Annotated in this window: 20 protein-coding genes and 2 pseudogenes; 7 read left to right on the top strand and 15 right to left on the bottom strand. The window is 41.9% G+C overall.

What is annotated here, in order from left to right; genetic code table 11:
- Positions 1–172 precede the first annotated feature (172 nt).
- Complete coding sequence (purH, locus tag LC586_RS13785; RefSeq protein WP_229485362.1) at positions 173–1,717, top strand: bifunctional phosphoribosylaminoimidazolecarboxamide formyltransferase/IMP cyclohydrolase; 1,545 nt, start codon at positions 173–175, stop codon at positions 1,715–1,717.
- 721 nt (positions 1,718–2,438) lie between these two features.
- A complete protein-coding gene (locus tag LC586_RS13780) occupies positions 2,439–3,056 on the top strand; it encodes an HD domain-containing protein (protein ID WP_229485361.1) in 618 nt (205 codons plus the stop codon).
- On the opposite strand, the gene LC586_RS13775 is transcribed toward LC586_RS13780, so the two are convergent.
- From LC586_RS13775 to LC586_RS13735, 9 genes are all read right to left on the bottom strand, one after another.
- A complete protein-coding gene (locus LC586_RS13775) occupies positions 3,053–3,802 on the bottom strand; it encodes a Type 1 glutamine amidotransferase-like domain-containing protein (protein ID WP_229485360.1) in 750 nt (249 codons plus the stop codon). The genes LC586_RS13780 and LC586_RS13775 overlap by 4 nt on opposite strands.
- Positions 3,803–3,928: 126 nt before the next feature.
- Positions 3,929–4,681, bottom strand: a complete 753-nt coding sequence (locus LC586_RS13770) for a lipoate--protein ligase family protein (protein ID WP_229485359.1) — start codon at positions 4,679–4,681, stop codon at positions 3,929–3,931.
- Positions 4,682–4,812: 131 nt separating this feature from the next.
- A complete protein-coding gene (locus LC586_RS13765) occupies positions 4,813–5,292 on the bottom strand; it encodes a YbjN domain-containing protein (RefSeq protein WP_229485358.1) in 480 nt (159 codons plus the stop codon).
- 171 nt (positions 5,293–5,463) lie between these two features.
- Positions 5,464–6,414, bottom strand: coding sequence for an AAA family ATPase (locus LC586_RS13760; RefSeq protein WP_229485357.1), 951 nt, complete (start codon positions 6,412–6,414; stop codon positions 5,464–5,466).
- A 317-nt stretch (positions 6,415–6,731) separates the two neighbouring features.
- Positions 6,732–7,826 (bottom strand): DUF4350 domain-containing protein, encoded by a 1,095-nt coding sequence (locus LC586_RS13755; RefSeq protein ID WP_229485356.1) that lies wholly within the window; start codon positions 7,824–7,826, stop codon positions 6,732–6,734.
- Positions 7,827–8,108: 282 nt separating this feature from the next.
- Positions 8,109–8,501, bottom strand: coding sequence for a hypothetical protein (locus LC586_RS13750; protein WP_229485355.1), 393 nt, complete (start codon positions 8,499–8,501; stop codon positions 8,109–8,111).
- Positions 8,494–9,051: a Panacea domain-containing protein gene (locus LC586_RS13745; RefSeq protein WP_229485354.1), complete on the bottom strand. Its 558-nt coding sequence runs from the start codon at positions 9,049–9,051 to the stop codon at positions 8,494–8,496. The genes LC586_RS13750 and LC586_RS13745 overlap by 8 nt, the downstream gene beginning before the upstream one ends.
- Before the next feature lie 368 nt (positions 9,052–9,419).
- Complete coding sequence (gene dpdE, locus LC586_RS13740; protein WP_229485353.1) at positions 9,420–12,728, bottom strand: protein DpdE; 3,309 nt, start codon at positions 12,726–12,728, stop codon at positions 9,420–9,422.
- Between the two features lie 494 nt (positions 12,729–13,222).
- The gene (locus LC586_RS13735) at positions 13,223–13,363 is read right to left on the bottom strand and encodes a hypothetical protein (RefSeq protein WP_229485352.1); all 141 of its coding nucleotides are present in this window, start codon (positions 13,361–13,363) and stop codon (positions 13,223–13,225) included.
- Between the two features lie 123 nt (positions 13,364–13,486).
- On the opposite strand from LC586_RS13735, the gene LC586_RS13730 reads away from it, so the two are divergent.
- The 3 genes from LC586_RS13730 to LC586_RS13720 all read left to right on the top strand — a co-directional run bounded on the left by LC586_RS13730 (position 13,487) and on the right by LC586_RS13720 (position 14,676).
- Positions 13,487–13,741: an RNA-binding S4 domain-containing protein gene (locus tag LC586_RS13730; RefSeq protein ID WP_229485351.1), complete on the top strand. Its 255-nt coding sequence runs from the start codon at positions 13,487–13,489 to the stop codon at positions 13,739–13,741.
- Between the two features lie 47 nt (positions 13,742–13,788).
- A complete protein-coding gene (gene arfB, locus LC586_RS13725) occupies positions 13,789–14,205 on the top strand; it encodes an alternative ribosome rescue aminoacyl-tRNA hydrolase ArfB (RefSeq protein WP_229485350.1) in 417 nt (138 codons plus the stop codon).
- 294 nt (positions 14,206–14,499) lie between these two features.
- Complete coding sequence (locus tag LC586_RS13720; protein WP_229485349.1) at positions 14,500–14,676, top strand: hypothetical protein; 177 nt, start codon at positions 14,500–14,502, stop codon at positions 14,674–14,676.
- Between the two features lie 128 nt (positions 14,677–14,804).
- Here the strand turns inward: LC586_RS13720 and LC586_RS13715 are convergent, their stop codons facing one another.
- The 4 genes and pseudogenes from LC586_RS13715 to LC586_RS13700 all read right to left on the bottom strand — a co-directional run.
- Positions 14,805–15,311 (bottom strand): GNAT family N-acetyltransferase, encoded by a 507-nt coding sequence (locus LC586_RS13715; protein WP_229485348.1) that lies wholly within the window; start codon positions 15,309–15,311, stop codon positions 14,805–14,807.
- A 32-nt stretch (positions 15,312–15,343) separates the two neighbouring features.
- Entirely contained in the window at positions 15,344–15,898 is a 555-nt protein-coding gene (locus LC586_RS13710; RefSeq protein ID WP_229485347.1) for a pyridoxamine 5'-phosphate oxidase family protein, read from the bottom strand.
- Positions 15,899–16,085: 187 nt separating this feature from the next.
- Positions 16,086–16,610: a DUF937 domain-containing protein gene (locus tag LC586_RS13705; RefSeq protein WP_229485346.1), complete on the bottom strand. Its 525-nt coding sequence runs from the start codon at positions 16,608–16,610 to the stop codon at positions 16,086–16,088.
- Between the two features lie 132 nt (positions 16,611–16,742).
- Positions 16,743–16,921 (bottom strand): annotated as a pseudogene (locus LC586_RS13700) (ATP-binding protein); the annotation flags it as partial.
- 288 nt (positions 16,922–17,209) lie between these two features.
- Here LC586_RS13700 and LC586_RS13695 point away from each other — a divergent pair.
- Positions 17,210–18,769: a YcjF family protein gene (locus LC586_RS13695; protein ID WP_229485345.1), complete on the top strand. Its 1,560-nt coding sequence runs from the start codon at positions 17,210–17,212 to the stop codon at positions 18,767–18,769.
- 380 nt (positions 18,770–19,149) lie between these two features.
- Positions 19,150–20,913 (top strand): serine/threonine-protein kinase, encoded by a 1,764-nt coding sequence (locus tag LC586_RS13690; RefSeq protein WP_229485344.1) that lies wholly within the window; start codon positions 19,150–19,152, stop codon positions 20,911–20,913.
- 473 nt (positions 20,914–21,386) lie between these two features.
- Here LC586_RS13690 and LC586_RS41110 read toward each other — a convergent pair.
- Both LC586_RS41110 and LC586_RS13680 read right to left on the bottom strand, forming a co-directional pair.
- Positions 21,387–21,572 (bottom strand): annotated as a pseudogene (locus tag LC586_RS41110) (ATP-binding protein); the annotation flags it as partial.
- An 88-nt stretch (positions 21,573–21,660) separates the two neighbouring features.
- Positions 21,661–23,796, bottom strand: coding sequence for a serine/threonine-protein kinase (locus LC586_RS13680; RefSeq protein WP_229485343.1), 2,136 nt, complete (start codon positions 23,794–23,796; stop codon positions 21,661–21,663).
- Between the last annotated feature and the right edge of the window lie 36 nt (positions 23,797–23,832).

Below are 23,832 nucleotides of genomic sequence, written 5' to 3'. Positions count from 1 at the left end.
CCTTCTTCTCCTTGCTAGCCCAAATTTTTCAATTACGGAGAACCTGTCTACCTCCTTTTGTTGCCACGCCACTACCGGATCTCAGAATGATGCCGAAAAGTCTTGAAGTGAACCAAGGCTTATGTAAAACTTGAGATCCTTCGCTTCTGGCCTACTTTTAAGGAATTGATCAATGGCGCGTCTAGCCCTGCTGAGTGTATCTAACAAAACTGGTTTAATTGACCTAGCCCGTAGCTTGGTTGAAGAATTCGACTTTGATTTAATCAGCAGTGGGGGAACAGCCCAAGCACTCAAAGATGCGGGACTCCCTGTTACCAAAGTTGCAGATTATACAGGTTCTCCAGAAATTTTAGGTGGTCGAGTCAAAACCCTACATCCCCGAATTCATGGCGGAATTTTGGCGCGGCGAGATGTTCCCGAAGATATTACAGATTTAGAAAATAACCAAATTCGCCCGATTGATTTAGTGGTGGTGAATCTATATCCTTTTGAGGAAACGATCGCTAAACCAGGGGTAACATTATCCCAAGCTGTTGAACAAATTGATATCGGTGGCCCTGCTATGCTAAGGGCATCATCGAAAAACTTCGCCCATCTGGCTGTATTATGCGATCCAGCCCAGTATGACGAGTATTTACAGGAATTGCGGCAAAATAACGGCGAAGCTTCCCTAGAGTTTCGGCAAAAGGCGGCTTTAAAAGGATTTTTACATACTGCTAGTTATGATCAAGCGATAGCGCAAGCGCTGACTTGTCAGTTCGCATCTTACGTGGCAGGAACACAACAGTACACCCTTAGCGGTACACAATTGCAATCTCTGCGTTACGGCGAAAATCCCCATCAAGCCGCCACCTGGTATCAAACTGGTACTACTCCAACAGGATGGACATCTGCGACAAAACTGCAAGGCAAAGAACTTAGTTACAATAACTTAGTTGATTTAGAAGCCGCACGCCGAATTATTGCTGAATTCACTGATACTCCAGCTGCAACAATTATCAAACATACAAATCCCTGTGGTACGGCATTGGGAAGCACTATTTCAGAAGCTTACCAAAAAGCTTTCAACGCTGATTCTACTTCTGCCTTTGGTGGTATTGTCGCGCTCAACCGCCCAATTGATGCAGCTACAGCTAGCGAGTTAACTAAAACATTTTTAGAATGTGTGGTTGCACCAAGTTGTGATGCAGAAGCTCAAGAAATCCTTGCCAAAAAATCTAACGTGCGGGTTTTGACTCTAGCTGATTTGAGCAGTGGCCCTAAGGATACAGTGAAAGCGATCGCAGGTGGTTTCCTTGTCCAAGCTAGTGATGACGTGATTGCTGATACCAGTCAATGGCAAATAGTCACCGAACGTCAACCCACACCCGACGAATTAGCCGAATTGCTGTTTGCGTGGAAAGTTTGCAAACATGTTAAATCTAATGCCATTGTTGTGACAAGCGATCGCACTACACTAGGAGTAGGTGCTGGTCAAATGAACCGCGTCGGCTCAGTTAAAATTGCCCTAGAACAAGCTCAAGAAAAAGCCAAAGGTGCAACTCTCGCCAGCGATGGATTCTTCCCCTTCGATGATTCTGTGAAAACAGCCGCAGCAGCAGGAATTACAGCTATTGTCCAACCAGGGGGAAGTTTGCGCGATAAAGATTCTATCATTGCTGCTAACGAACTGGGTTTGGTGATGGTCTTAACTGGGGTACGTCACTTTTTACACTAAATTATTGCTCATTAGGTGTGCAGTTTATAAAGTGTCACACAATATGCTTGCTTTTTGATTGAATTAATGATATGTTTTAGTCGTGTGTGAGGAGCAAGTTAAAAGTAAAAAGCGCCTGGGGTGGAAACACGGCAACACTCCCAAGCGCTTTTTAATTTGTCAAAAATTTCACTCAATATACTTGCCATTTGATAGAAGTAGTGATAATCTTTATTTGTGTGTGAGGAGCAAGTTGAGAATAAAAAATGCCTGGGGTGGAAACACGGCAACACTCCCAGGCATTTTTTAATTTATATATAGAAATATAAAAATTGGATTGTAGGTGCAGTTTTGAAAGTGTCACTCAATATACTCCCCTTTTGATAGAAGCAGTGATATTATCTAATTGTGTGAGGAGCAAGTTAAAAATAAAAAGCGTTTGGGGTGGAAACACGGCAACACTCCCAGGCGCTTTTTAATTGGTATGCAAAAAAAGTCCTTGCAGATTCGCCAGAATTATTGAGATAATCACCTAAAGTCCAAAATCCAGTCAACCCCACCCCCAATCAGAAATCATAGGTGCAAATTAATCGGCTGATATCATGTCCGCATAAATAGTTACGCTAACCACAGTCATTACACCCCACCCCCAACCCCTAAGAGCTCTTCGGGAGGGGAGACAAAGCATAGCTTTGGCGGGGTGGGGTTCTTCGGGTTTAATAAGTAATCAAGCGGACATGATATGACTCAACAAATTCAGTTCATCATCGAGATTGATAAATTGAAACAAGTGATGCGCCAAACCCTACTCACTGATGGGTCACGCCGAGAAAATAGTGCAGAACATTCTTGGCATTTAGCGGTGATGGCAAGTGTATTAGCAGAATATGCCCCGGAGGGTGTTGATATATTCCATGCCATCAAAATGCTACTAATTCACGATTTGGTAGAAATTAATGCAGGTGATACCTTCTGCTACGATGTGCAGGGTAATGACAGCAAGGCAGAACGAGAAGCACAAGCAGCGTTACGCTTATTTGGACTTTTGCCAGCAGATCAAGCTAGGGAGTTGCGTTTACTCTGGGATGAGTTTGAAGCAGGGGAAACACCCACCGCCAAGTTTGCCGCAGCTCTAGACCGTATACAGCCTTTACTGCACAATCAACAAACTCAAGGTGGGACTTGGCGCATTCATGGCATTAGGCGCGATCAGGTGATGAAACGGGTAGCGGTAGTAGAAACAGGTGCGCCGGAACTGTGGCCGTTTGTCATGCAATTGATTGATGATTGTGTGACAGCAGGGTATCTTAAAGATAATACTGCACTAATTACTCAGGATTTTCGCGTTGAAAATTATTAGCTATTTCCCAAGTATATAGGTTCTAAAATCGTTTCTTTAACTGTCTTATCTACTCTTTCTAAACAATAAGCTTTGGGTTGCAAACGTGAACTCACAACTTTTTCCAATTGCTCTCCAACAAAATGGAGAGCAACCCCATCGTCTACAGCATATCCAGAGCTAATAAGTCCTTCTGATAAAAGTTGATGGTAAGCAGGTTTTCTTCTTGGCTCACCGTCGTAATGAGGACAGTTACTACCTTTTAGAAAGCCAAGGCACTGTAATACAGTCATGTTCCCAGGAATAGAGTCTGTCACTCCCTCTTCAAACCAACAAATAGAGCCTGCACTCAAGCCAGAAAGAATAACGCCACTTTCCCAAGCTTCTCTCAAAATATGGTCAAGTCCCCACTCTTTCCAAAGAGCAATTAGGTTTTTAGTGTTTCCACCTCCTACATAAATAATGTCCTGCTCAAGAACAAAAGACCTAAAGTCCGATGTAAATGGGTTAAACAAGGACAAATGAGATGGCTGACATAGAAGCTGCACAAAAGCTGAGTAGAATTTAACAATATATTTGTCAGAATCACCACTTGCTGTAGGGATAAAACAAATCTTCGGTCTTTTCTTTTTGCATAATCCCAAGATATATCGATCCAGCAGAGGGTTTTCAGGTTCCATTGAAAAGCCTCCACCGCCCATTGCAATGATTTGTTTAGGAACTGAATTTGTACTCATTTTTAAATCCTGTTCTAAGTAGGTAGGCATGATTAAATATAAGATGTCATTGCGAGCGAAGCGAAGCAATCGCAAAGTCTCTGGGATTGCTTCGCTTCGCTGGCAATGACAGAACATATTATATTTATTTACGCCCATTTACTTATTTCTATCCCATTAAATGACCTGAGAACCAGCCTCCGAAATCGGTTTCGCCAAAATTTCCTCCCACTCAGACGGCGAGAGGGGTTTCACCTCTATCTGCATATCAAAACAATCACTAGCTGCGGCAACTAAAGCTGCAATAATCTTTTCAATACTCAGATTTTGAGGCAGTTGTACAGTCATAAAAGATTCTGCACCAAATACTTGAGTAAACAGTTCAGCATCCGGTTGCAAACGGATAGAACCATGTTGCAGAATTACCCCACCGCGTCGCAGTTGAGCGCTACCAATGAGTTTGGTACTATCTGGCAAAACTAAATCTGCACTGGTTGCTGTGCCAAAACAGTTAGGGTTGTGGATGTAACTTCGCCCAGCCGTACCGTAATGTAATTCTACGCCGAGCGATCGCCACCCTTGAATCAAAAACTCACAAATTTTCTCATACACTTGGAGGCGATTACCCGTAAGTCCAGATGTGACTACAGCGTAAGTTAAATCACCTTGGTGTAACACAGCCCGTCCACCAGTAGGACGCCGCACTAAATCCAGTTTTTGCCCTTGCCAAGTTAAATGTTGCCAATGTTCAGGGAATTGGCGTTGATGATAGCCGAGAGAAATGGCAGGTGGCGACCAGGTATAAAAGCGCAGAGTTGGCGGGTGCTTTCTTGAATAGTGCTGTTCTAGCAACCATCGGTCAATCGCCATCTGCACATTGCCGTCTGCCTCTAGCAAAGGAATTAGTCGCCAAACCTGGTTGCTATGCATCCGATGCAGCAGTTGCCCAATCTAAAATCCAAGTTGCGCTGAAAGCGCACCAAAGGTGCGACCTAAAATCGTTCGACTGAGCGTAGCCGTTCGCGTAGCGTTCCGCAGGAAAGTCCAAAATCGAAAATTCTTTAAGTTGCACCAAATTCAGTTTGTAAAGCTTCATCGTTATTATCAGCGATCGTTGCCACAATGGTAATGAGTCGAGATACTTCGCCAGGAGATAATTCCGCTAAGGTACGTGTTGAAATCACAACCACTCGGTTTTCAATAATACCGAAACGCGCTTCAAAGGTACTAGAACAGTTTAACTCCAAAAGATACCGCATCAACTTAGGTTCATCTTTGGCGGGTAAATTTAGCACCGTAGACCAAACCGTGATGGTGTCTTCATCGGTTGTCCCGTTGAGTTGGACAAATACTTCCACACTTCCATACTTAAACTTCCAGAGATAACCACCCTCTGGAGTGTGGCTAACCATCGCACTGTCATCTTGTTCCAAAGAATCGATGACATTTTCAATTACCTCCACATGGTTAATGCTTGCCGTCTCGGCGATTAGCTCATTAATGGATTCGTTACTAGGTATGGTTTCTTGGTAGCTTGTCATAGAGATTTTTTCCTCAACATACTTGCTGTCTTATCTACACATACTTTATAACTTGTGGAGGCAGTTAGTTTGAGCTTCCTTTTGGCCTACTTTCCAAATGCCTAAAGTGTGGGGCTGCGATTGCGATCGCCAGTTTATCCAAATACTTGTATAGCCTGACAAAGAATTTTTTCACCTTGGAACTGGTACTTGATTAATTACCGACGCAATTACCGCATCCATTTGTAAACCATCCAGCATCGCTTCTGGTTTCAAAATGAGGCGATGACATAGCAGTGGCGATGCAACTGCTTTAACATCATCTGGTGTGACAAAATCTCTTCCAGCCAACCACGCTAGGGCTTGAGATGTCTGCAACCAAGCACCGGCGGCGCGAGGGGATGCACCCAAAGTTAAATCAGGATATTGACGCGATGTTCTCACCAACGCCAATAAATAATCAACGATCGCTTCTGATACTTTAACCTCTTTGACTGCAAGTCGTGCTTGCAAAATGTCGGCTACTGTTGCGATTGGTTTCAAACGGCTAATATCCAAACGCCGTGCTGCAAAACCCGCCTGACGATTCAGCAACATTTGCTTTTCGGCAGCTTGATCTGGGTAATCTACCACCAGTTTAAATAAAAATCTGTCCAACTGCGCCTCTGGTAAGGGATAAGTCCCCTCAAATTCTAGGGGATTTTGGGTTGCAATCACCCAAAATAAATCTGGTAAGGGCAAACTTTCACCATCCAATGTTACCTGCATCTCTTCCATCGCTTCCAGTAGCGCCGCTTGTGTCTTGGGAGGAGTTCGGTTGATTTCGTCTGCTAGCAGCACTTCGCTAAATATTGGCCCTTTTTTTAAAGTGAAATTGCGGCTATTCAAGTCAAAAATATTTGTACCAGTAATATCTGAAGGTAAAACATCTGGTGTTAGTTGAATCCGGCGAAAATCCCCTTGGATTAACTGCGCCAACACTTTTACTAGGAGGGTTTTACCAGTTCCCGGTACTCCTTCTAAAATTACGTGTCCACCCGCTAGCAGTGCTACTAAAAGTTGTTGTATTAGGCTCGATTGTCCGACAATTACTTGATTAAGACCTTGACCAAGGCGAATTAAGATAGGATGAGTTTTGCTCATATTTTTTTATTGATAATTAACTAACGCAGAAATATAGCGCTTCTGGGTTGAGTCCAATACAGACCTAACCCCCAACCCCTTCCCTGCAAGGGAAGGGGAGTAAGATTCAAAGCCTTTCTCCTTTTAGGAGAGAGGTTAGAGTGTATTGTATACAAACGAGAACCGCTATATTATGCATAATTCTAAAAGCATTTCTAAGAAATAAATTATCCAAATTAACAAACCACTCCAGACGCAGAGAACACAGGGAGGAGAAATAGAGAGTATTTTTGTGTCAGTTTTGGGATATTTTTTATTTGGAAGTCCCAAAAAATTAATTACGAATTACGAATTAATCTAATGTTTCGCCATTTCCCCAACCAGCTTAACAGTTCTCGTTCACTGATGGATTGTTTGCGAGATTGTAGCTTTAAAACTGCATCTAGTTCTGCTGCACTTGCGCCTGTTTTTTGTATCCAGAAGTTGATCAAGGCTTCACGTTCTAAAGGTACTTGCCCTAATCCCAAGGCTTTTTGGAGTTGTAGTTGTTCTTGTTTACCCACTATCTCTACAACAAAGTCGGTGGTATCAGCTTTCTGCAACACTCCGGCTAAAGCTTGGATGTATGCCTCGCTGTTATCTACAACTGGTGTATCTAAAGCTACTGGCTTGCCAAAGCGGCGATTCTGCGCCCAGATTAACACTAATAGCAGGATACCTACTTGCAGCAATATTGGAAATACAGGAGTTTTAGCAAAAAAACTAGATAAATCTCCTTCGCTTTCTTTCTTCCTGACATCGGCATCTTTATAGCCGTGGATGTATTCATCGACAAATACTGTGTTACTTTTTTCAGTAACCAAATTGGCTAAATACTTGAAATTACTTAAATAATCTTGGTAGGCGTTGGCGGCTAAATAAGGAGTGGTAGAAAAAATTACCTTTCCCTTTTTGTAATTTTCTTCCCAGACAACAGCACCAAAGCGATCGCCTAAATCAACTTGCTTGGAGTTAGCTTTTTTATATCGTCTACGTGTATCAATTTTAATATCACCTTGGGGAGATTTTTGCATAGTGCTAAACTGGGCTTCTGTAACCCGCGCCCCCGCACCCAAAATTACTAAAGTATTTCCTTTTTCTACCCATTCACGCTTTTGACTATCCAGTGTCGTCTCCCTTAGATCGCTGCTTACCTGTAGGAAGGTAACAGGGTTGTTATCTGGCTGAATATCACTAAAAGGCTTTTGCCAGCGCTTGATAGAAATTCCCTGCTGTTGCATAAAAGCATACCAAGCACCATAGCCATCGGAGGCGCGGTTATAGGTAGAGCCAGTGTTAATTTTAGTATTATTGGGAGCCGCAAACAAACTAAGTAAAACGATCGCAGCGAGTGCGATCGCGGACATCCAAGCAAGGCGATTTGAACGTTTCATTTTTGACTTTCACTATAACTACTTCGTTTCAGTAAGCTGATATGCGTCTAAATTATATAAACATTCTTTATAATCGTTGACGGTTGACGGTTGACGGTTACCGGTCATCAGTCAACGGTCAACAGTCATCAGTCATCAGGTAAATGTACAAGTTAAATACGTAACGGTATATATAAGTTTTAATATTTACTTACTTTTCAGGTAAAGTCAAAAATATAATTAATTTTATCTCAGTTTCCCAGCATTACGCGCTTTCTATATGTGACTGCGATCTATGACATTTTACAGTATTCCCAAGAAAGCTTTCAGAGCAGTTTTATACCTCTTCTTCAACCGCTTGGAGACTAAACCACCTTGCTGAATCTGTGTAATAACAGCCATCGAACAAGTCCCTTTCGGAATAGGGCTACCAATGGTAATCAATCCAGCTAGTTGAGTAGCATCCATCTCACGAGCAAACTGATAAGCTATTACCGACTCATGGACTATAAAGCTTGGTATACCTGAACCTGGTAGGAGAACACAGGAAGTTTCAGAATTAGGTCTGCGGGTAGTGACATTGACGAACAGATAGTTGCTTTCAGAAGTTTGTGCAATTGCGATGTAGAGGTGTTCACTGTTGGGAGGCGTATCCAGCAAAAATGCATCTCCCAAATTAATGGTGATGCTAACCATTCAAAACCCCATCTAGATATGCTTCTCGAATGGCTTCTTGCTGAATTTCCCCGATTTCCTCGTCACTCTTGCCCACATTTTTGAGAATATCCTCTACCAAAATCGGAATGGCAGAGCCATGAGGGTTTTTCCACTCTGGAAGGTCATGAGTCCACTCAGCAACTTCAATTGGATCAAGATGCCCAAAAGTTTCATAAACCTGCTGAATGATTTCCTCTTCATCTTCACAAAGGTCTTCGTCTCCCGGATCACGCAACAAGGAAACATGATTTTCATTAAGAGGAGAAATGAACTTAGACCAGAGAGGTAAGGCATCATCAACGGGTTTTCCCTTGATTAGGTCATAAACGCCGCTTAGGACAGGGCCGTAATCCATCGACACATAATGATCACCAGTAATCGGTTGTTCCATGCGTTTCAATGCAACACGGTCAGCTATGTAAAGCATCTTAAGTAACCCTAAATACTTCATAGGCTTACCGTGCAGCTTTAAGAGTATCGCTGCGGCTTCAACGGCTTTTTCAGGATGAAACCGAAACTGGATTAGCATAAGCATTCTGAAGCGACTGCTTCACACTAGTACAATTTTATTGTAAACCCTTGCGATCGCTGATATCATGTTCGCATAATTAGTTATGATTTCCACAGTCATTGCACCCCACCCCTTAATCCCCTCCCCGCTTGCGGGGAGGGGAGACGAAGCGTAGCTTTGGCGGGGTGGGGTTCTTCGGGTTTAATAAGTAATCAAGCGAACATGATATGACACATTGCCAAGGGCAGGGAAATTTTCATTCTCGGTAACAGAAAAGGTTAAACTCGTTGTCGTTTCCATACGACAACGAGAAGAAAAACCTACCTAAGCCTCTCTTTACAGGCGGGTTTAACGGGGATACTATGGCTATTTAACCGCGCATAATATCACTCAAATTGCACAAGCGATCGCCCCGATACAATAATAAAACCGACAGAATCAAGCCTAATTTGGGGCTGACGAATTCCTTCTAGAATGGCTGCATTTAAAGCAGTTTCTATCTTCAATTCTTCAGCTAATGCATTATCCCAACTTTGCTGGTTCAGACGCAGCCGTAATTGTTCTACTCTATTGGCTAATTTCTTTTCGGCAACCTTAGCACAACTTTGGCATAAGTCAATAAAATCTGGACGATTAGAGAGTAATTCTGAAGAAGTATTACGCACTTGATAGCAGAAATTTTGCCATTTACTAGGGTCAACAAAATCGTCAATAATTCCTAAGCGCTCTTTTGCTAGATTGTAATCTCGTCCTTGATTGTTGTTTTTATCTTTATATGGACGTTGCAGGATACTTAAGAGCGCTTTATCTTCAACAGTGCGTATTGGCTCCTTGCGACCATCAACATAGATAGTTTCTATAATTGGTGGAAATAGAGCATCGACACGTCGCTGCAAGTTTTTGAATTGAGAATTATCTAGTTTGTTATCTAGTAAAACTTGTTTGGCAATTCTTAAATTTGCTTCGACTACATAATTGCATTGGAAACCGAACCACTCCTTTCCTTCTTTAGAGTCCCAAGATGCATCAGTGCGCCACATCGCAAAGGCTTCACCTCGGTCATCCCAGTTTATATAGTTCCAGAGTGCTTCAATAAATCCTTCCCCAACTCGAAAGAGTTTAATACCAGCATTCTGGTTTGCTACCCTGCGATTATAAGTACCAAATTGGTCTAGGGAACTCTCAGCAAAACGGTTTTTTAAGTCATTTATGGGAACCAATGTCCGCGTTGTCGGTTGATAACGTCGCATCTCTGATGAATCTGGATTATTGAGTCCTCTGAATCCCAGCGCGTCACAAATCCAGCCTTCAATTGCTCGTTTAATTTCTAAATGACAAGCATCGTAATTATCTAAATCTTGAAAATACTCGGTGGCAATTTCATCGTTAGCGTCAATTTCATCTAGAGCATTCTGTTCGCTAATTTTTGCTATTTCAGCTTCAATTTGCTGTTGAATTGGCAAAATCATCTCTAACAATCCAGCAGCACTTGATTGAAACAAAACTGTTTCTAATTCTGCAAGTTTCTCATCCACATAAAACTGGAGACTGGCAATTGATTGTTGGAATATACCAAACCCATCTTTCAATACTTTATACCAAGCATTGTGAGGGCTATCTTCCAAGTAGGGGCCAATTAAGGCACTAGATTGGACTCCAATTTTGCTGCCAATGCGGTCAAGTCTGCCAATTCTCTGTTCTAATTGATTAGGCGACCAAGGAAGGTCAAAATGAATTAACCAATCGGCAAACTGGAGGTTACGTCCTTCTTCTCCAGAGCGATCGCATACTAGAATAAAGCAGTTTGGGTTATTCTTGAACCTATTTAAGCCTTCCTCAACCTTGTCTGGTGATTCTCCAAATTGATGGCTGGCTACTGTCTCTGCACCAAAGCTATCAGATAAATACCGGACGATTTCACCACAAGTTTGCACAAAACTGGTAAATACAACAAATTTGGGCAGAATATCGCCAGTAATTGGTCTCTTGATTCTCTGCTGTATCCTCGTGATGAATTCCTTTTGATTCTTCCGAACGTTTGCGGGAATTTTGAAGTATGTACCTAGCTGATTCACCAGCACTGTTTTCAAATTCTCTGTCCGTTGTCCGTCCTCTTGAGGTTGACGAATAATTTTTAGCAAGGATTGCAGAATCTCTTCTTCGCCTGAGAATTTGAGGGTTGTAGTTAATAGGCGAATATCATCTTCTCTAAACTCGTGGATGAGTTTAGCATGAGGTTTACCAGTTAACCGGGCGGTAATTACCTGCTCTAAAATCCCTAACCAAGTACCAGAAGCTAGGAATAACAACAGAAAAATTCGCTGATATTGCTTTTCACCAGGGGCAACACTACGCCATTGATTGAGCAGTTGGTGGATATCAAGCGATCGCTCGTCTAAATCATACTCTTCTTTCGGCGTAAAATTGCGGTCAAATATCACATCCTCCACCGCAGCGCGACGGTTGCGAAGCATTCGCCGGTGTAGTCGATAGATATCGCTGACGTGGACACGAATCGCTTGCAGGATTTGCTCTTGCTCGGTAGAATTTGCTGGTAAATTTTCTAAATCATCCGCCAGCTTCAGTAAATACTCATCCTCAGCAAAGAGGTTTCGTAGTTGCTGCAAGTTGCTTTTGAGAACAAGGGGTTCCGCATCTTCTTTAAAAGAAAGGAGAACTTTACCAATTTGCTGACGGCTTTCAACTTTGGCGCGAAAACCTGCTAAATCACCAAGTTTATAGGTTGTCGGGTCGAGCAAGTGCAACATAGCCAGAAAATCTTGCTCATGGTTGAGAACAGGAGTGGCAGATAATAAGAGTAAGCGATCGCTTTTATGAGCAAGTTCTTTGCAAGTCTGAAAACGCTGGCGTACTGCTGCATCCTTAGAGGTCGCCATTGCTGCAATATGATGGGCTTCATCTAAAATTAAGCAGCCTATCTTCGCTTTCAGGTTGATTTTATGGATATCTTCAACCGCCAGCACCGCTACCCGTTTAGGGAAGTGGGAAATGTAAAACTTGTTTTCTAACTCAGTTCGCCATTGTTTGAGCAAATATTGCGGAACTATCACCACCGCACCTTTTTTCGGTTCATCGAGAAGAAATTGACGCAGAATCGCACCTGCTTCGATGGTTTTTCCGAGTCCCACCTCATCTGCTAGCAAGTAACGTTGAATTGGATCTTCCAGTACCCGCCGCACAACTTCAACTTGGTGAGGATAAAGATTAATATTTGCCGAAATTAGTCCTGTCATCCCACGACTGACAGCGCGTTGCTTAATCAAGGATTTGACGAAAGCCAATCTTTTGTCGTGGAAGTAGGGCGTTTCGTGACCCTTCATCGCCAGAGTTTCGATGGGGTCTGTGTTCGGTAGATTACAACGAACGTAAATGTCTTCTTCAGATGCGATCGCAGTTTTCTTATCTGGTAAATCAATTTGATACATTTCTGTATCTTCATCCCAGATGAAAACTCTGCCAACTATCCATTTATCCTGGGTTTGGGACTTAATATAGCATCGAGCCTGGGGTTCAAGCCTGACCTGAGAGAGCGAATTTAAAGGTAAAGTTTTTTGCAGACGTTGCCCTATGGAGCAGAAATACTCAACGTTTGCATTGGTATCAGATATTTCCGTAACTTTTCCTATACCCAAATAGTTATTCTGGGACTGTACCAATAAACCGAGCTTAATCATAGATCCAGTCCCCTGAACATACTAAAATAACCTTCCAGACTAGTTTGTTCGCCTATATCTGGCAGTTTTGTCGATCAACATTATAGATAATAAACTGGCATCACAGCTTTTTGTCATAGCGATCGCCATAGCCTAATACTTTTCGGTTAAGCAGGAAAGGCAAAGGGTTTAAATTTACCTTTATCCCTTATCCTTTAAGCTTTTTTCAGACCAAAAGGAAGATTGTTAGGCTTATCCGAAAAGTATTGCACAACAGCCAATTAGTAAAATCAGCCCAAACGTTGATTTTCGTTCTAAAAGTTTATAGGACTTACGCAAAAAACCTCTCAAACTCTTATTCCTCCGTGTCGCGCCAGTTGCTTCAAGTCGGGGAACCGCAAGGGCGCACTGGCTTCTCTGCGTCGCGCCAGTTGCTTCAAGTCGGGGAACCGCAAGGGCGCACTGGCTTCTCTGTGGTTCGATTTTCCATTCCTTGTACATAAGTCCTGGTTTATTTAAGCAGTAGCATTTTTAAATACAGGGCGGCGCATTGGCATTGTCAGGCAACGCATTGGCATTGTCAGGCGACGCATTGGCATTGTCAGGCGACGCATTGGCATTCTCAGGCGACACATTGGCATTGTCAGGCAACGCATTGGCAAATTTAATTCGCAACGAATTAATGAAATACTGTACTTAGGTGATTATGTGGCGCAATATATTCACGCTTTGCCTTGATCGCGCCACGATACAATTAAGATGATGTAGTTTTATTTACTATGAAGAAAATCAGAGACAACACAATTAAGTTAAATCAATATTTAAAGTTGATGGGTATAGTGCCAAGTGGAGGACAAGCCAAGCTGATGATTCAAGGTGGCGATGTCCAAGTAAACGGTATGCTAGAAACCCGACGAGGGCGGCGACTAGTACCGGGTGATAAAGTGACAATAGAAGGAAAGACTTTAGAGGTGAATTTGGACAACAATAAAGACCAAGACGTAGTAATAGATTCTCCCGAAGAAACTGAGTAAAGGATTTTTATCCTAAATTGAAAAGTTCCTCTTTTACCTTGTGAGTAATGCTGCAAATTTCCAACAAAGTTATTATCCCACAGAGTGAGATTGAAATTAGTGCAATTCGTTCGCAAGGAGCAGGAGGCCAAAATGTGAATAAGGTTTCCACTGCGATTCACTTGCGCTTCGATATTGCGGCTTCATCATTACCCGATTATTATAAAGAACAGCTTTTAAAGCTGAATGATCGACGCATCACCCAGGACGGAGTTGTTGTAATCAAAGCGCAGGAACACCGAAGCCAAGAGAACAATCGGGAGTCAGCTTTGAAACGACTTCAAGAACTCATTCAAAGCGCAGTTGTAGTGACGATAAAACGCAAACCCACGAAACCAACTCGCAGTTCTCAAAGAAAGCGCGTTGACTACAAAACTAAGCGCGGACAGGTTAAGTCTAACAGAGGGCAAGTGACAGATTATTGATTATAAATCAATACGCTTGGGTTAAAGATAATCGTAGGTTGGGTTGAGGCAATGCGTTACCCAACAATTATAATGCTTAATGCCTGATGTTGGGTTTCGTTCCTCAACCCAACCTACACAGGTTAAGGTTTTTTATGGCTAACTGAACGGTATTGGATTATAAATTAGACTTTGGCGCTCAATTTGGTTTCAAAATCTTACCAGAGAACTAAGAATAATTCCTTCTATTGACTGTGGTCAAGTTCATGACTTAGCTGGTTAGCTTGAGAGTAGCAACTATAAAAGGTGAAAAAGATGAATAAGACATTACTAACGATTTTGATGCTTGCACTCTTACTCTTATTCATCATCTCTCCTTTTGCTGCCCTTGCTAGTCTAATGCTGATAGTGTTCGTTTCGGCATTTTTCTCTTTACTAGGAAACTTGTTCCAAGTAATAATTGGTGGTGACACCGATCCTAAAGGCTCATAAAAGCAAAATTCCAAATGAAGATAGAGATTTCACAACTATTGTGATGTTACACGAAAAAGCCGCTTGCAAGCTGCGATCGCTTTGGCGGCTTTCTTATTTACACTCCCTACAATTGACGAGCTTTGAGCTTAAAAATCAATTTTCATCTTAAAAGAGATGCTACCAACTCGATTGATTGTCTCACTGTGAGCAAGAACTTCCCAGCCAAATCGTTTATATAAACCTACAGCTGGATTTGTCGCTCTGGTACTAAGTGATATTGATGGATAAGATGTTTTAGCTGTTGCTAACAAATGTGTGAGTAACTGCGTTCCTATACCTTTATTTCTATGTTGAGGAAGAATGGCAATAGCTAGTTCAGGAGTTTGATCATTAACATAGCCATATCCTTTATTTTCACCTGTCAATAGACGCAGCCATGCCGCTCCTACTGGTTGATTACTACTTTCTAAAATAGCGACAAAGCCGCTATCATCTTTATGTCCCCAATCTTTAACATATTTTGCTAAATCAGGATTATTTATTGCATCCTGCACTGTCAAATTACCTTCTTCTACCAGATGGGCTGCTTCGTAAAGCATTCGCCAAAGGAAAGGCTCATCTTCTTGTCTGAGTGGACGAATAGAATAATCCATAACTCATGCTACAAAGTCCGTTTTTGTAAAATTTAAGATAATTTACTCAGTGGTGTGGGTAAACCGTCAATGCTGACGAGATTTTTTTGTTGTTGATATTCTCGAACTCCCTCTTCACCTCTTTTACTAGCCCAGTTTACTAAAGTCTGGCGCTGACCTTGATATTCATAAAGTGGTACGCCAAAACCACAGGAAGTCTGTATTTTTTCAATGTCGGCGACGATAATTTGACGAGTTCCAGGCATCGGCACAAACAAAGAGTACAAGGAGTCCCAATCTGGAGAACTCGGTAAAATCGTCTTTCCTTGACCGTAAAGACGCAATATACAGGCGGGTTCCTCAAAGGCGCAAAACATGAAGGTTATTCGCCCATTCTCTTGCAAGTGGGCTGATGTTTCGTTACCACTACCTGTAAGGTCTACGTAACCTACTCGGTTGGGAGAGAGGATGCGAAAACAGTCTAAACCTTTAGGAGAGAGGTTAACATGACCCGTAGGACTCAAGGGTGCAGAGCCAACAAAGAAAAGGTGTTGGGCTGCAATAAAGTCTTGCAGTTGCTCGGTAATACAGTCAAAAAATTTAGACATAGACTGTCTGATTTATATTTGCAAATTTCTCATCTTCTCAGCCTATGTCTTAGCTAAATATCTAGCAAGGGCTAATTGCCGATGTCTAAGGGAGTGGGGAGTGGGGAGTGGGGAGTGGGGAGTGGGGAGTTAGGAGTTAGGAGTTAGGAGTTAGGAGCGGGGAGTGGGGAGTGGGGGTTAAGAAGTGTTACCTTTGCATATATCGACTAGCCATTTGGATGGCATCAGCGATATCGACATCACCATCGCCGTCAGCATCCAAGAAAGAATTCAGTACAGAATTCCCGCCAGCTTGCGGATTTTGAGCATTTGCACCTGATTGCAAAAAATTCAGTACTAAAGGTACTGCTAAAGGCAGCAATTGTTGAACCATACCAGCATCCAATCCAGTGCGCCCGGCAGCAACCTGAGCTACCTGTTGTTGTATCTGAGGAGAAAACAGCGAATTGACGGCTTGGGGGTTAGGTGAAGTCCCAGCATATTGATTAACTAGACTTTGTGCGGCTTCATTACCATCTGTGGCTTGCTTTTGTTGTAAAGCAGAACGCACTTGACTACCGACTATTGATAAAACTGATTGGATGGTAGACGGGTTTGTGCCAGTGCGATCGCTCAACTGCTGTACAGTGTTAACAATACTTCCCAATTGACCTAAGCTACCCTGTTGATTGGGATTAGCAACAGCACCAAGAATTTGATCGAAAAGTCCCATAAGTTTGTTTCTCTCTTTGTTCTCAAAAAAGTTGCCAAAACTGGCGTAAGTCCACTAAAAAGTTAGAAAACGCAAGCTTTATAATGAACGAATAAAATTTCAAAAGCTACTAGCTTAAGGATGATAAATCGGTTAAGCGATACCTGCGGTGGGTAGAGCCAACACAAACTCTGTACCTCGATTCAACTCAGATTGGCAAGTTATTTTACCCTGATGTTTTTCTACCACAATCTGATGTGCGACGCCGAATAGCCCGCCGCAGGCATCGCTAGCCCCAAACCAGTACCAATACCTCGTGGTTTGGTTGTGAAATCTGAACAACATCCCGCCCAGAACTTCAGTTCTGGGCTGAGAGCGAAAGTCCACTCAAGTGGACTAAACAAGCAATTCAGTCCACTTGAGTGGACTTCAGCTATGAGACTCGGAATGAATTCCGAGGTGGGCTAGAAACGCAGTGCAAGATTTAAAATTTTGTTACTCAAGGAGATGAGCGTTCTTGGTTGAATCAAAAGCTGCTTCTGACTACTCTGGTAAAAAATACTGAAACTATTAAAATCAGAAGCATCTGCCTACTGAATATCCACTAATATTTCCCAGCCATGCCTCTGTCACGCATAGTAACGCTGATTGTTGGTCTGATTGTCATTTTGGGACTAGCCCTATGGGTAATTGATTCTCTATCGCGCCTCTATTGGCAATTGTCCTATTCGCCGTTGCTAGGCAATTTGCTGCTGTTGCTGCTGATTGTCCTCATTGGAGCGTTGGTTGCCGCTTTTGTCTATTATGTATTGGTGATTCAATCTGGGGAAAAGCGATCGCGCCGCAACCCGAAGCGAGTAACTGCGGCGCAAATTCCTGCTGACAAATCTGACGCTGCTTCTACAACTCTCCAGGCTGTGCGCCAACAGGTAGCGCAAATTCAAGATGAAGTAACACGCCAAGCTTTATTAAGTAAATCACGAGAGATTGAAGCGAACTTAGCACGCGGTGAAATTCAAGTAGTGGTATTTGGTACGGGGAGTGCTGGCAAAACTTCTCTAGTTAATGCGATTATGGGACGCATGGTCGGTCAGGTGGATGCACCGATGGGTACAACCCAGGTGGGAGAAACTTATTGTCTGCGGTTGAAGGGATTAGAACGCAAGATTTTAATTACGGATACGCCAGGGATTTTAGAAGCGGGGGTGGCGGGAACGGAACGGGAACAAATGGCGCGAGAACTGGCGACGGAAGCCGATTTACTCTTGTTTGTGGTAGATAATGACTTACGGCGCTCAGAATATGAGCCGTTGCGGGGATTAGCAGAAATTGGGAAGCGATCGCTTCTAGTTCTCAATAAAACTGATTTATATACAGATGAAGATAAAGAATCTATCCTTGCAAGGTTGCGTCAACGGGTACGGGGATTTATTGCTACTAATGATGTGGTGGCGATCGCTGCTAATCCCCAACCTGCACAACTAGAAACTGGCGAAACCTTCCAGCCGGAACCCGATATTGTCCCTTTGCTGCGGCGCACGGCTGCTGTTTTACGGGCTGAGGGTGAAGATTTGGTGGCAGATAATATTCTTTTGCAATCTCTGCGATTGGGAGACGAGGCGCGAAAACTCATTGATGGCCAGCGTCGCCGTCAAGCTGACAAAATCGTAGAACGCTTTCAATGGATTGGTGCTGGCGTGGTATCAGTTACGCCTATACCAGTGGTAGATTTACTAGCGACAGCTGCTGTTAATGCTCAAATGGTTGTGGAAATTGGCAGAGTCTACGGCTGTGAATTGAATATGGAACGGGGACGAGAGTTAGCCCTTTCTTTAGCGAAAACCATCGCTAGTTTGGGCATTGTTAAAGGAGCAATTCAATTATTATCTACAGCTTTGCAACTCAATGTTGCCACCTTTATTATTGGTAGAGCAATTCAAGGTGTGACAGCAGCTTACTTAACGCGAATTGCTGGTAAAAGTTTTATTGAATATTTTCGTCATGACCAAGATTGGGGTGATGGTGGAATGACAGAAGTTGTGCAGCGACAGTTTCAAATTAATCGCAGAGATGAATTTATTAAAGCTTTTATTCAAGAAGCGATCGCGCGGGTAGTGAAGCCGTTAACAGATAAATCTGAAGCGATCGAAGAACAAGAAAGTAGAGAAGAACCTCACTAACTATAAACTTAAAAATTTTTATTAGTAATCTAAAAATTTATCGAAATATTAATATCTGAGAAGTTTAATAAATTTTGATAAAGTAAAATACGATTTTTTTAAGTAAAAGTACTGAAATAAATCAAGTTTGCATCCAAGTAGTTAAGTTCAGTAATATGATGTCCGCTTGATTACTTATTAAACGCGAAGAACCCCACCCCGCCAAAGCTGTGCTTTGTCTCCCCTCCCCGCAGGCTCTTAGGGGTTGGGGGTGGGGTGTAATGATCGTGGTTAGCATAACTATCTATGCGGACATGATATAAATCTATTTTTCAAGCATTCCGGAAACAGGAGGGAATGGCAGAAAAACTAAATAAAAGGACTTACTGAGTAACCAGGTCATGACCTACCACATAATCGGTAAATTACTACAAGGGCGTTACAAAATTATCCAAAACCTGGGTGCAGGGGTGTTTGGACAAACATACATAGCTGTAGACGTGGATTATCCAGAGCATCCCAAATGCGTTGTTAAGCAGATTAAGGTTAACAGTTCCGAATCTGGCTACTTGGAGATGCTGAGGTTACTGTTTCAGACTGAAACCCAAACCCTCAAGCTTTTGGGAAGCCATCACCAAATTCCTGAATTTATCGCCTGCTTTGAAGAAAACGAGCGATTTTATTTAGTCCAAGAGTGGATTGAAGGACATGCGCTGGCTGCGGAATTGCCCATCGATCAACAATGGGGGTGTCTGTGGAGTGAAAGGGAAGTTGTAGAATTTCTGATAGATGTCTTAGGTATTCTAGAATTTGTTCACTCTCAAGGCGTGATCCATTGCGACATCAAACCGGAAAACTTGATTAGACGTAATAGCGATGCGCTACGCAAGTTAGTTTTGATTGACTTTGGCTCAATCCAGTCTATCGATTTTGGCATAGGTGCGGAATTGCCCATTTATAGAATTCCCGTCACTTCATTAGGGTATATACCGCCAGAGCAATTTATTGGACAAACACAGCCCAGCAGTGATATTTATGCTTTGGGTATGATTGCTATCCAGGCTTTAACAGGGTTAGAACCACTACAATTAAAAGCTGATCCTTATACTAATGAAATTGTTTGGCGTTCTGAAAACACGCCAGTTAACGATTATTTAGCTGCTGTTCTCAGCCAAATGATCCGCTACGATTATCAAAACCGCTTCCAGTCTGCGGGTGAGGTGTTGCGGGTACTCAAACAAATAACATGGGAACAGCCACCAGAAATATTAGAAGCAGATGATCATTTTTTTATAGAGGCGGCGGTTGAAAATGATAATCCTACATCTGGGAAATCATCTCCGTTATTAACAGGAATGAAAGTAGGACTGGCGGCTAATTCTTTAGTGATGGGATTTGGTGTATATTCTTTAATTAATGCTGCACCTGCATACTCAGAAACAGAAACTTTATCTAAAGCCACACAAGAATATCAAGCAGGAGATTTACAAGAGGCGATCGCACTTGTTAAATCAATTCCCTCCCACAGCAATGTTTATCCAGAAGCGCAAGCCACTATTGAAGAATGGCAAGAGCAATGGCAAGTAGCTGCACAGCAATACCAAATAGCTCAAACAGCTTTCCATGATAGCCGATGGTCAGATGTTCTTGATGCTGTTGCTAAAATTCCAAATATTTTATATTGGCAATCTAAAACAGATAAACTAGTTCAGCAAGCATACGTCAACATTGAAGCACAGACGCAAGATTTATTAGCAAAAGCTTACGAAAGTGCCGATACAAAAGATTTTTCTACTGCATTACAATATCTGCGGCAAATTCCTAAAGAAAGTCGTGCGGGTGCTTTAGTTCAAGACAAGTTGGCTGAGTACAATCGAAAGCGCCAGATTAGAGCAGCTTACTTTTTACAGAAAGCCTATAAACAAGCATTTGTTGGTGATTTTGATCAGGCTGTAAAATTTCTCCGAAATATTCCTAACGATACTCTAGTTTATGCTCAAGCTCAAGTCAAATTAAATGAGTATACTCAAAAACAACGCCTGCTGGCTGGCAATCAAAAGGTAGCTTCTGCAAAAATAAAAAATTCATTTGTCTCTAAAAAATCAGCTACTAACATTGAATATCTGCAAGGAGTAAATTACCTGCAAGAGGTGAATATTCGCTAATCACAACAATTTTTTGATTCATAGACTGGTTAGATATAACACAATACACTTGGGTTAAGGATTTTTGGTATTGATTTTAGGTATGTAGAGACTAGCAATTGCTAGTCTCTTGCATTGGATTTGGGGCTTAACTGAACTGTACTAACATACAGCGTATTTCAGGTAAATGAAGTACACGGGTAGGGGCACAACATGTTGTGCCCCTACGATTATCTGTACCTCACGCCTGTTGCAATCTGCTGTATATAGGACTTATATGATGTCCGGGCAATTAAGCATAATACCCGAAACCCCACCCCGCAAAAGCTACGCTTTCACTCCCCTCCTGCTTGCGGGGAGGGGTTGGGTTCTTTTATTATGGGTAACTTGGCGGACATGATATTACGCATTGGCAGAAAACGCCAAAAATGCGAGTAAGGGCACAATATATTGTGCCCCTACGTGTTTCTTTTATGTAGTTTGCAAATTCTCATTTATCGGATGGGTAGTTCAATGATAAACTCTATGCCTTCACCTGGTTTGGAATGGTATGTGAGCTTGCCGTGATGATTATTAACCACAATTTGGTAAGCAATAGATAGACCTAGCCCTGTTCCTTTACCGACGGGTTTTGTTGTGTAAAAAGCATCGAATATTTTTGTTGTATCTGCGTTGTTTATGAACCGCAGAGGCACAGAGAACACACAGATAAAGAGAGAAAGATTACTAAAACTTGGTTTACTTAAGCATTGTTGACTTGATAGACCACTAGGGTGTGGTTTGCGGTGAATTAGTAGCATTAGGAAATGGGAGAACTGGCACAATTACAGGTTTAGGCTTTGATATTTCGCCTTGTAGTTGAATTTGGGCTTGATTGCGCCCGTCTATTGCTTGTTGGTAATTAGGCTTGTATTTTATTGCTTGATCGTAAGACGCGATCGCATCTTTAAACTGTTTCACATTTAATAACGCATTACCTCTGCTATACCAGCTTTCGGAATGGTCTGGTTTATAACGAACTGCCTTATTATAAGACGCGATCGCATCTTCGTATTTTTGCAAAATGTATTGCGAATTCCCTAAATTATACCATATTTTATAGTCTTTTTGCTTAAGTGTTGCTGCTTTTTTATAAGCTTTTATTGCTTCTTCATAGCGTTGGGTTTGATGCAGCGACCAACCCAGATTATACCATGCTTGATAATTACTGGGATTATATTTGATTACTTGATTAAAAGATTCAATCGCTTCTGGATAACGTTGTAAATTCAGCAGTACATTACCTCTCGATAACCAGGCTTGATAATAATTTGGCTTGTATTGCACAGCTTTATCATAAGCTGTAAATGCGTCTCGGTAGCGTCGCAAATTGACTAAGGAATTTCCCCAATTATACCAGGCTTGCTCGTAGTCTGGTTTTAAAGCCACGACTTTTTCATAAGCTGCGATCGCTTCTTCGTATCGGTTAGAATTTTGGAAAGCTAATCCTTTTTTATACCACGCTTCATAATTATCTGGTTTAAATTCAATCGCTTTTTCATAAGATTGAATTGCTTGGTCATATTGATTTAAGTTACTGAAAGCTTCACCCTTAGCATTCCAGACTTCCGAGCTTTCATTATTTAATTGTAAGGCTTTATCAAAAGAGGCGATCGCTTCTTGATATCGCTGTAAATTTCCTAATACAAAGCCTCGTCCACTCCAAGCTTCAAAATAATCTGGCTGAATTTGAATTGCTTTATCATACGCCGCTAGCGCATCTTTGTATTTTTTTAATTTATACAGCGTTTTGCCTTGACCATTCCATCCTTGAGCATAATCTGGTCTAATATTAACGGCTTTTTCATATACTTCTAATGCGTCTTGATAGCGTTGCAAATCAAAAAGGGTATTTCCTTGTTTGGATAATTCTATGGCGTTATTTGAATTAATGTTATTTAAAATAAATATTGATGCTACTCCGCTAACTCCAATTAAAAATATTGCTAGTAAAATTTTACCCAAAATACCTTTTTTCGGTTGAGGTTTGTTGATATTTTTTGGTGGAGAAATAGGAGTTAATGCAATTGTCTGGGTGGGTGGTTGTGTTAACTCTTTCAGTGCTTGTAATGCCACCGTTGCCGAAGCATAGCGTTGGCGAAAGTCGTAGCACACCATCTTATCTAAGAATTGAGCGAATTCTGGCGTTACCGTGGCTTGATTGTGCCAGATAATTTCATTAGTATCGGCATCTTTTACTATTTCCTCTGGTGATAATCCACTGAGAGCTTGAATAGCTATTATTCCCGTAGCATAGATATCACTGCTTAATTTTGGCGTACCATGAGCTTGTTCTCCAGGAATATATCCAGGCGTACCTATAGCAACAGTACCTTTAATTGAGCCTTCGGGAAGAATTACCTGAGTAGTAATTTGTTTAACTGCACCAAAATCAATTAAAATTAATTTGCCATCGGGATGGCGTCTGAGGATATTTCGCGGATTGACATCACGGTGAATTACATTCTGTTGATGGACAAATTCTAAGATTGTCAAAAGCTCTTGTAAAAGTGAAATTACTTGCTCTTGACTCCAAGTTTTACCTGGGATTAATTCTAGACTCAAGTCATGCCCTTCGATCAATTCCTGTACGAGATAAAATTCGGCGTTCTCCTCAAAGTAAGCTAAAAGTTGGGGAATGCGATCGTGAGTTCCTAATTTATACAGAACTTGTGCTTCTGTATCAAATAAACGCCTAGCTGTCTCCAAAGTTACGGGATCACTTGCCTGGGGTTTAAGTTTCTTAACGACACATGGAGGTGAACCGGGTAATTGGGTATCACTTGCCACAAAAGTTTCACCAAAACCCCCACCTCCCAAGTTACTAATAATTTGGTATCTTCCTACAAGTGTGTTTCCTAGCATCTCGTTTGCCTAGTTAAGTGCGATGCGATCTGATTT

The organism is Nostoc favosum CHAB5714 (genome assembly GCF_020829495.1).
GTDB classification, from domain to species: Bacteria; Cyanobacteriota; Cyanobacteriia; order Cyanobacteriales; family Nostocaceae; genus Nostoc; species Nostoc favosum.
Note: the sequence above shows the minus strand (reverse complement) of the source record. Positions and strands in the feature narration are given on the sequence as shown.

What these genes read in the sequence shown, in the direction of transcription:
- purH (WP_229485362.1), top strand. Translation starts at nt 173, where the DNA reads ATGGCGCGTCTAGCCCTGCTGAGTGTATCTAACAAAACTGGTTTAATT.
- LC586_RS13780 (WP_229485361.1), top strand. Translation starts at nt 2,439, where the DNA reads ATGACTCAACAAATTCAGTTCATCATCGAGATTGATAAATTGAAACAA.
- LC586_RS13775 (WP_229485360.1), bottom strand. Translation starts at nt 3,802, where the DNA reads ATGCCTACCTACTTAGAACAGGATTTAAAAATGAGTACAAATTCAGTT.
- LC586_RS13770 (WP_229485359.1), bottom strand. Translation starts at nt 4,681, where the DNA reads ATGCATAGCAACCAGGTTTGGCGACTAATTCCTTTGCTAGAGGCAGAC.
- LC586_RS13765 (WP_229485358.1), bottom strand. Translation starts at nt 5,292, where the DNA reads ATGACAAGCTACCAAGAAACCATACCTAGTAACGAATCCATTAATGAG.
- LC586_RS13760 (WP_229485357.1), bottom strand. Translation starts at nt 6,414, where the DNA reads ATGAGCAAAACTCATCCTATCTTAATTCGCCTTGGTCAAGGTCTTAAT.
- LC586_RS13755 (WP_229485356.1), bottom strand. Translation starts at nt 7,826, where the DNA reads ATGAAACGTTCAAATCGCCTTGCTTGGATGTCCGCGATCGCACTCGCT.
- LC586_RS13750 (WP_229485355.1), bottom strand. Translation starts at nt 8,501, where the DNA reads ATGGTTAGCATCACCATTAATTTGGGAGATGCATTTTTGCTGGATACG.
- LC586_RS13745 (WP_229485354.1), bottom strand. Translation starts at nt 9,051, where the DNA reads ATGCTAATCCAGTTTCGGTTTCATCCTGAAAAAGCCGTTGAAGCCGCA.
- dpdE (WP_229485353.1), bottom strand. Translation starts at nt 12,728, where the DNA reads ATGATTAAGCTCGGTTTATTGGTACAGTCCCAGAATAACTATTTGGGT.
- LC586_RS13735 (WP_229485352.1), bottom strand. Translation starts at nt 13,363, where the DNA reads ATGCGTTGCCTGACAATGCCAATGTGTCGCCTGAGAATGCCAATGCGT.
- LC586_RS13730 (WP_229485351.1), top strand. Translation starts at nt 13,487, where the DNA reads ATGAAGAAAATCAGAGACAACACAATTAAGTTAAATCAATATTTAAAG.
- arfB (WP_229485350.1), top strand. Translation starts at nt 13,789, where the DNA reads ATGCTGCAAATTTCCAACAAAGTTATTATCCCACAGAGTGAGATTGAA.
- LC586_RS13720 (WP_229485349.1), top strand. Translation starts at nt 14,500, where the DNA reads ATGAATAAGACATTACTAACGATTTTGATGCTTGCACTCTTACTCTTA.
- LC586_RS13715 (WP_229485348.1), bottom strand. Translation starts at nt 15,311, where the DNA reads ATGGATTATTCTATTCGTCCACTCAGACAAGAAGATGAGCCTTTCCTT.
- LC586_RS13710 (WP_229485347.1), bottom strand. Translation starts at nt 15,898, where the DNA reads ATGTCTAAATTTTTTGACTGTATTACCGAGCAACTGCAAGACTTTATT.
- LC586_RS13705 (WP_229485346.1), bottom strand. Translation starts at nt 16,610, where the DNA reads ATGGGACTTTTCGATCAAATTCTTGGTGCTGTTGCTAATCCCAATCAA.
- LC586_RS13695 (WP_229485345.1), top strand. Translation starts at nt 17,210, where the DNA reads ATGCCTCTGTCACGCATAGTAACGCTGATTGTTGGTCTGATTGTCATT.
- LC586_RS13690 (WP_229485344.1), top strand. Translation starts at nt 19,150, where the DNA reads ATGACCTACCACATAATCGGTAAATTACTACAAGGGCGTTACAAAATT.
- LC586_RS13680 (WP_229485343.1), bottom strand. Translation starts at nt 23,796, where the DNA reads ATGCTAGGAAACACACTTGTAGGAAGATACCAAATTATTAGTAACTTG.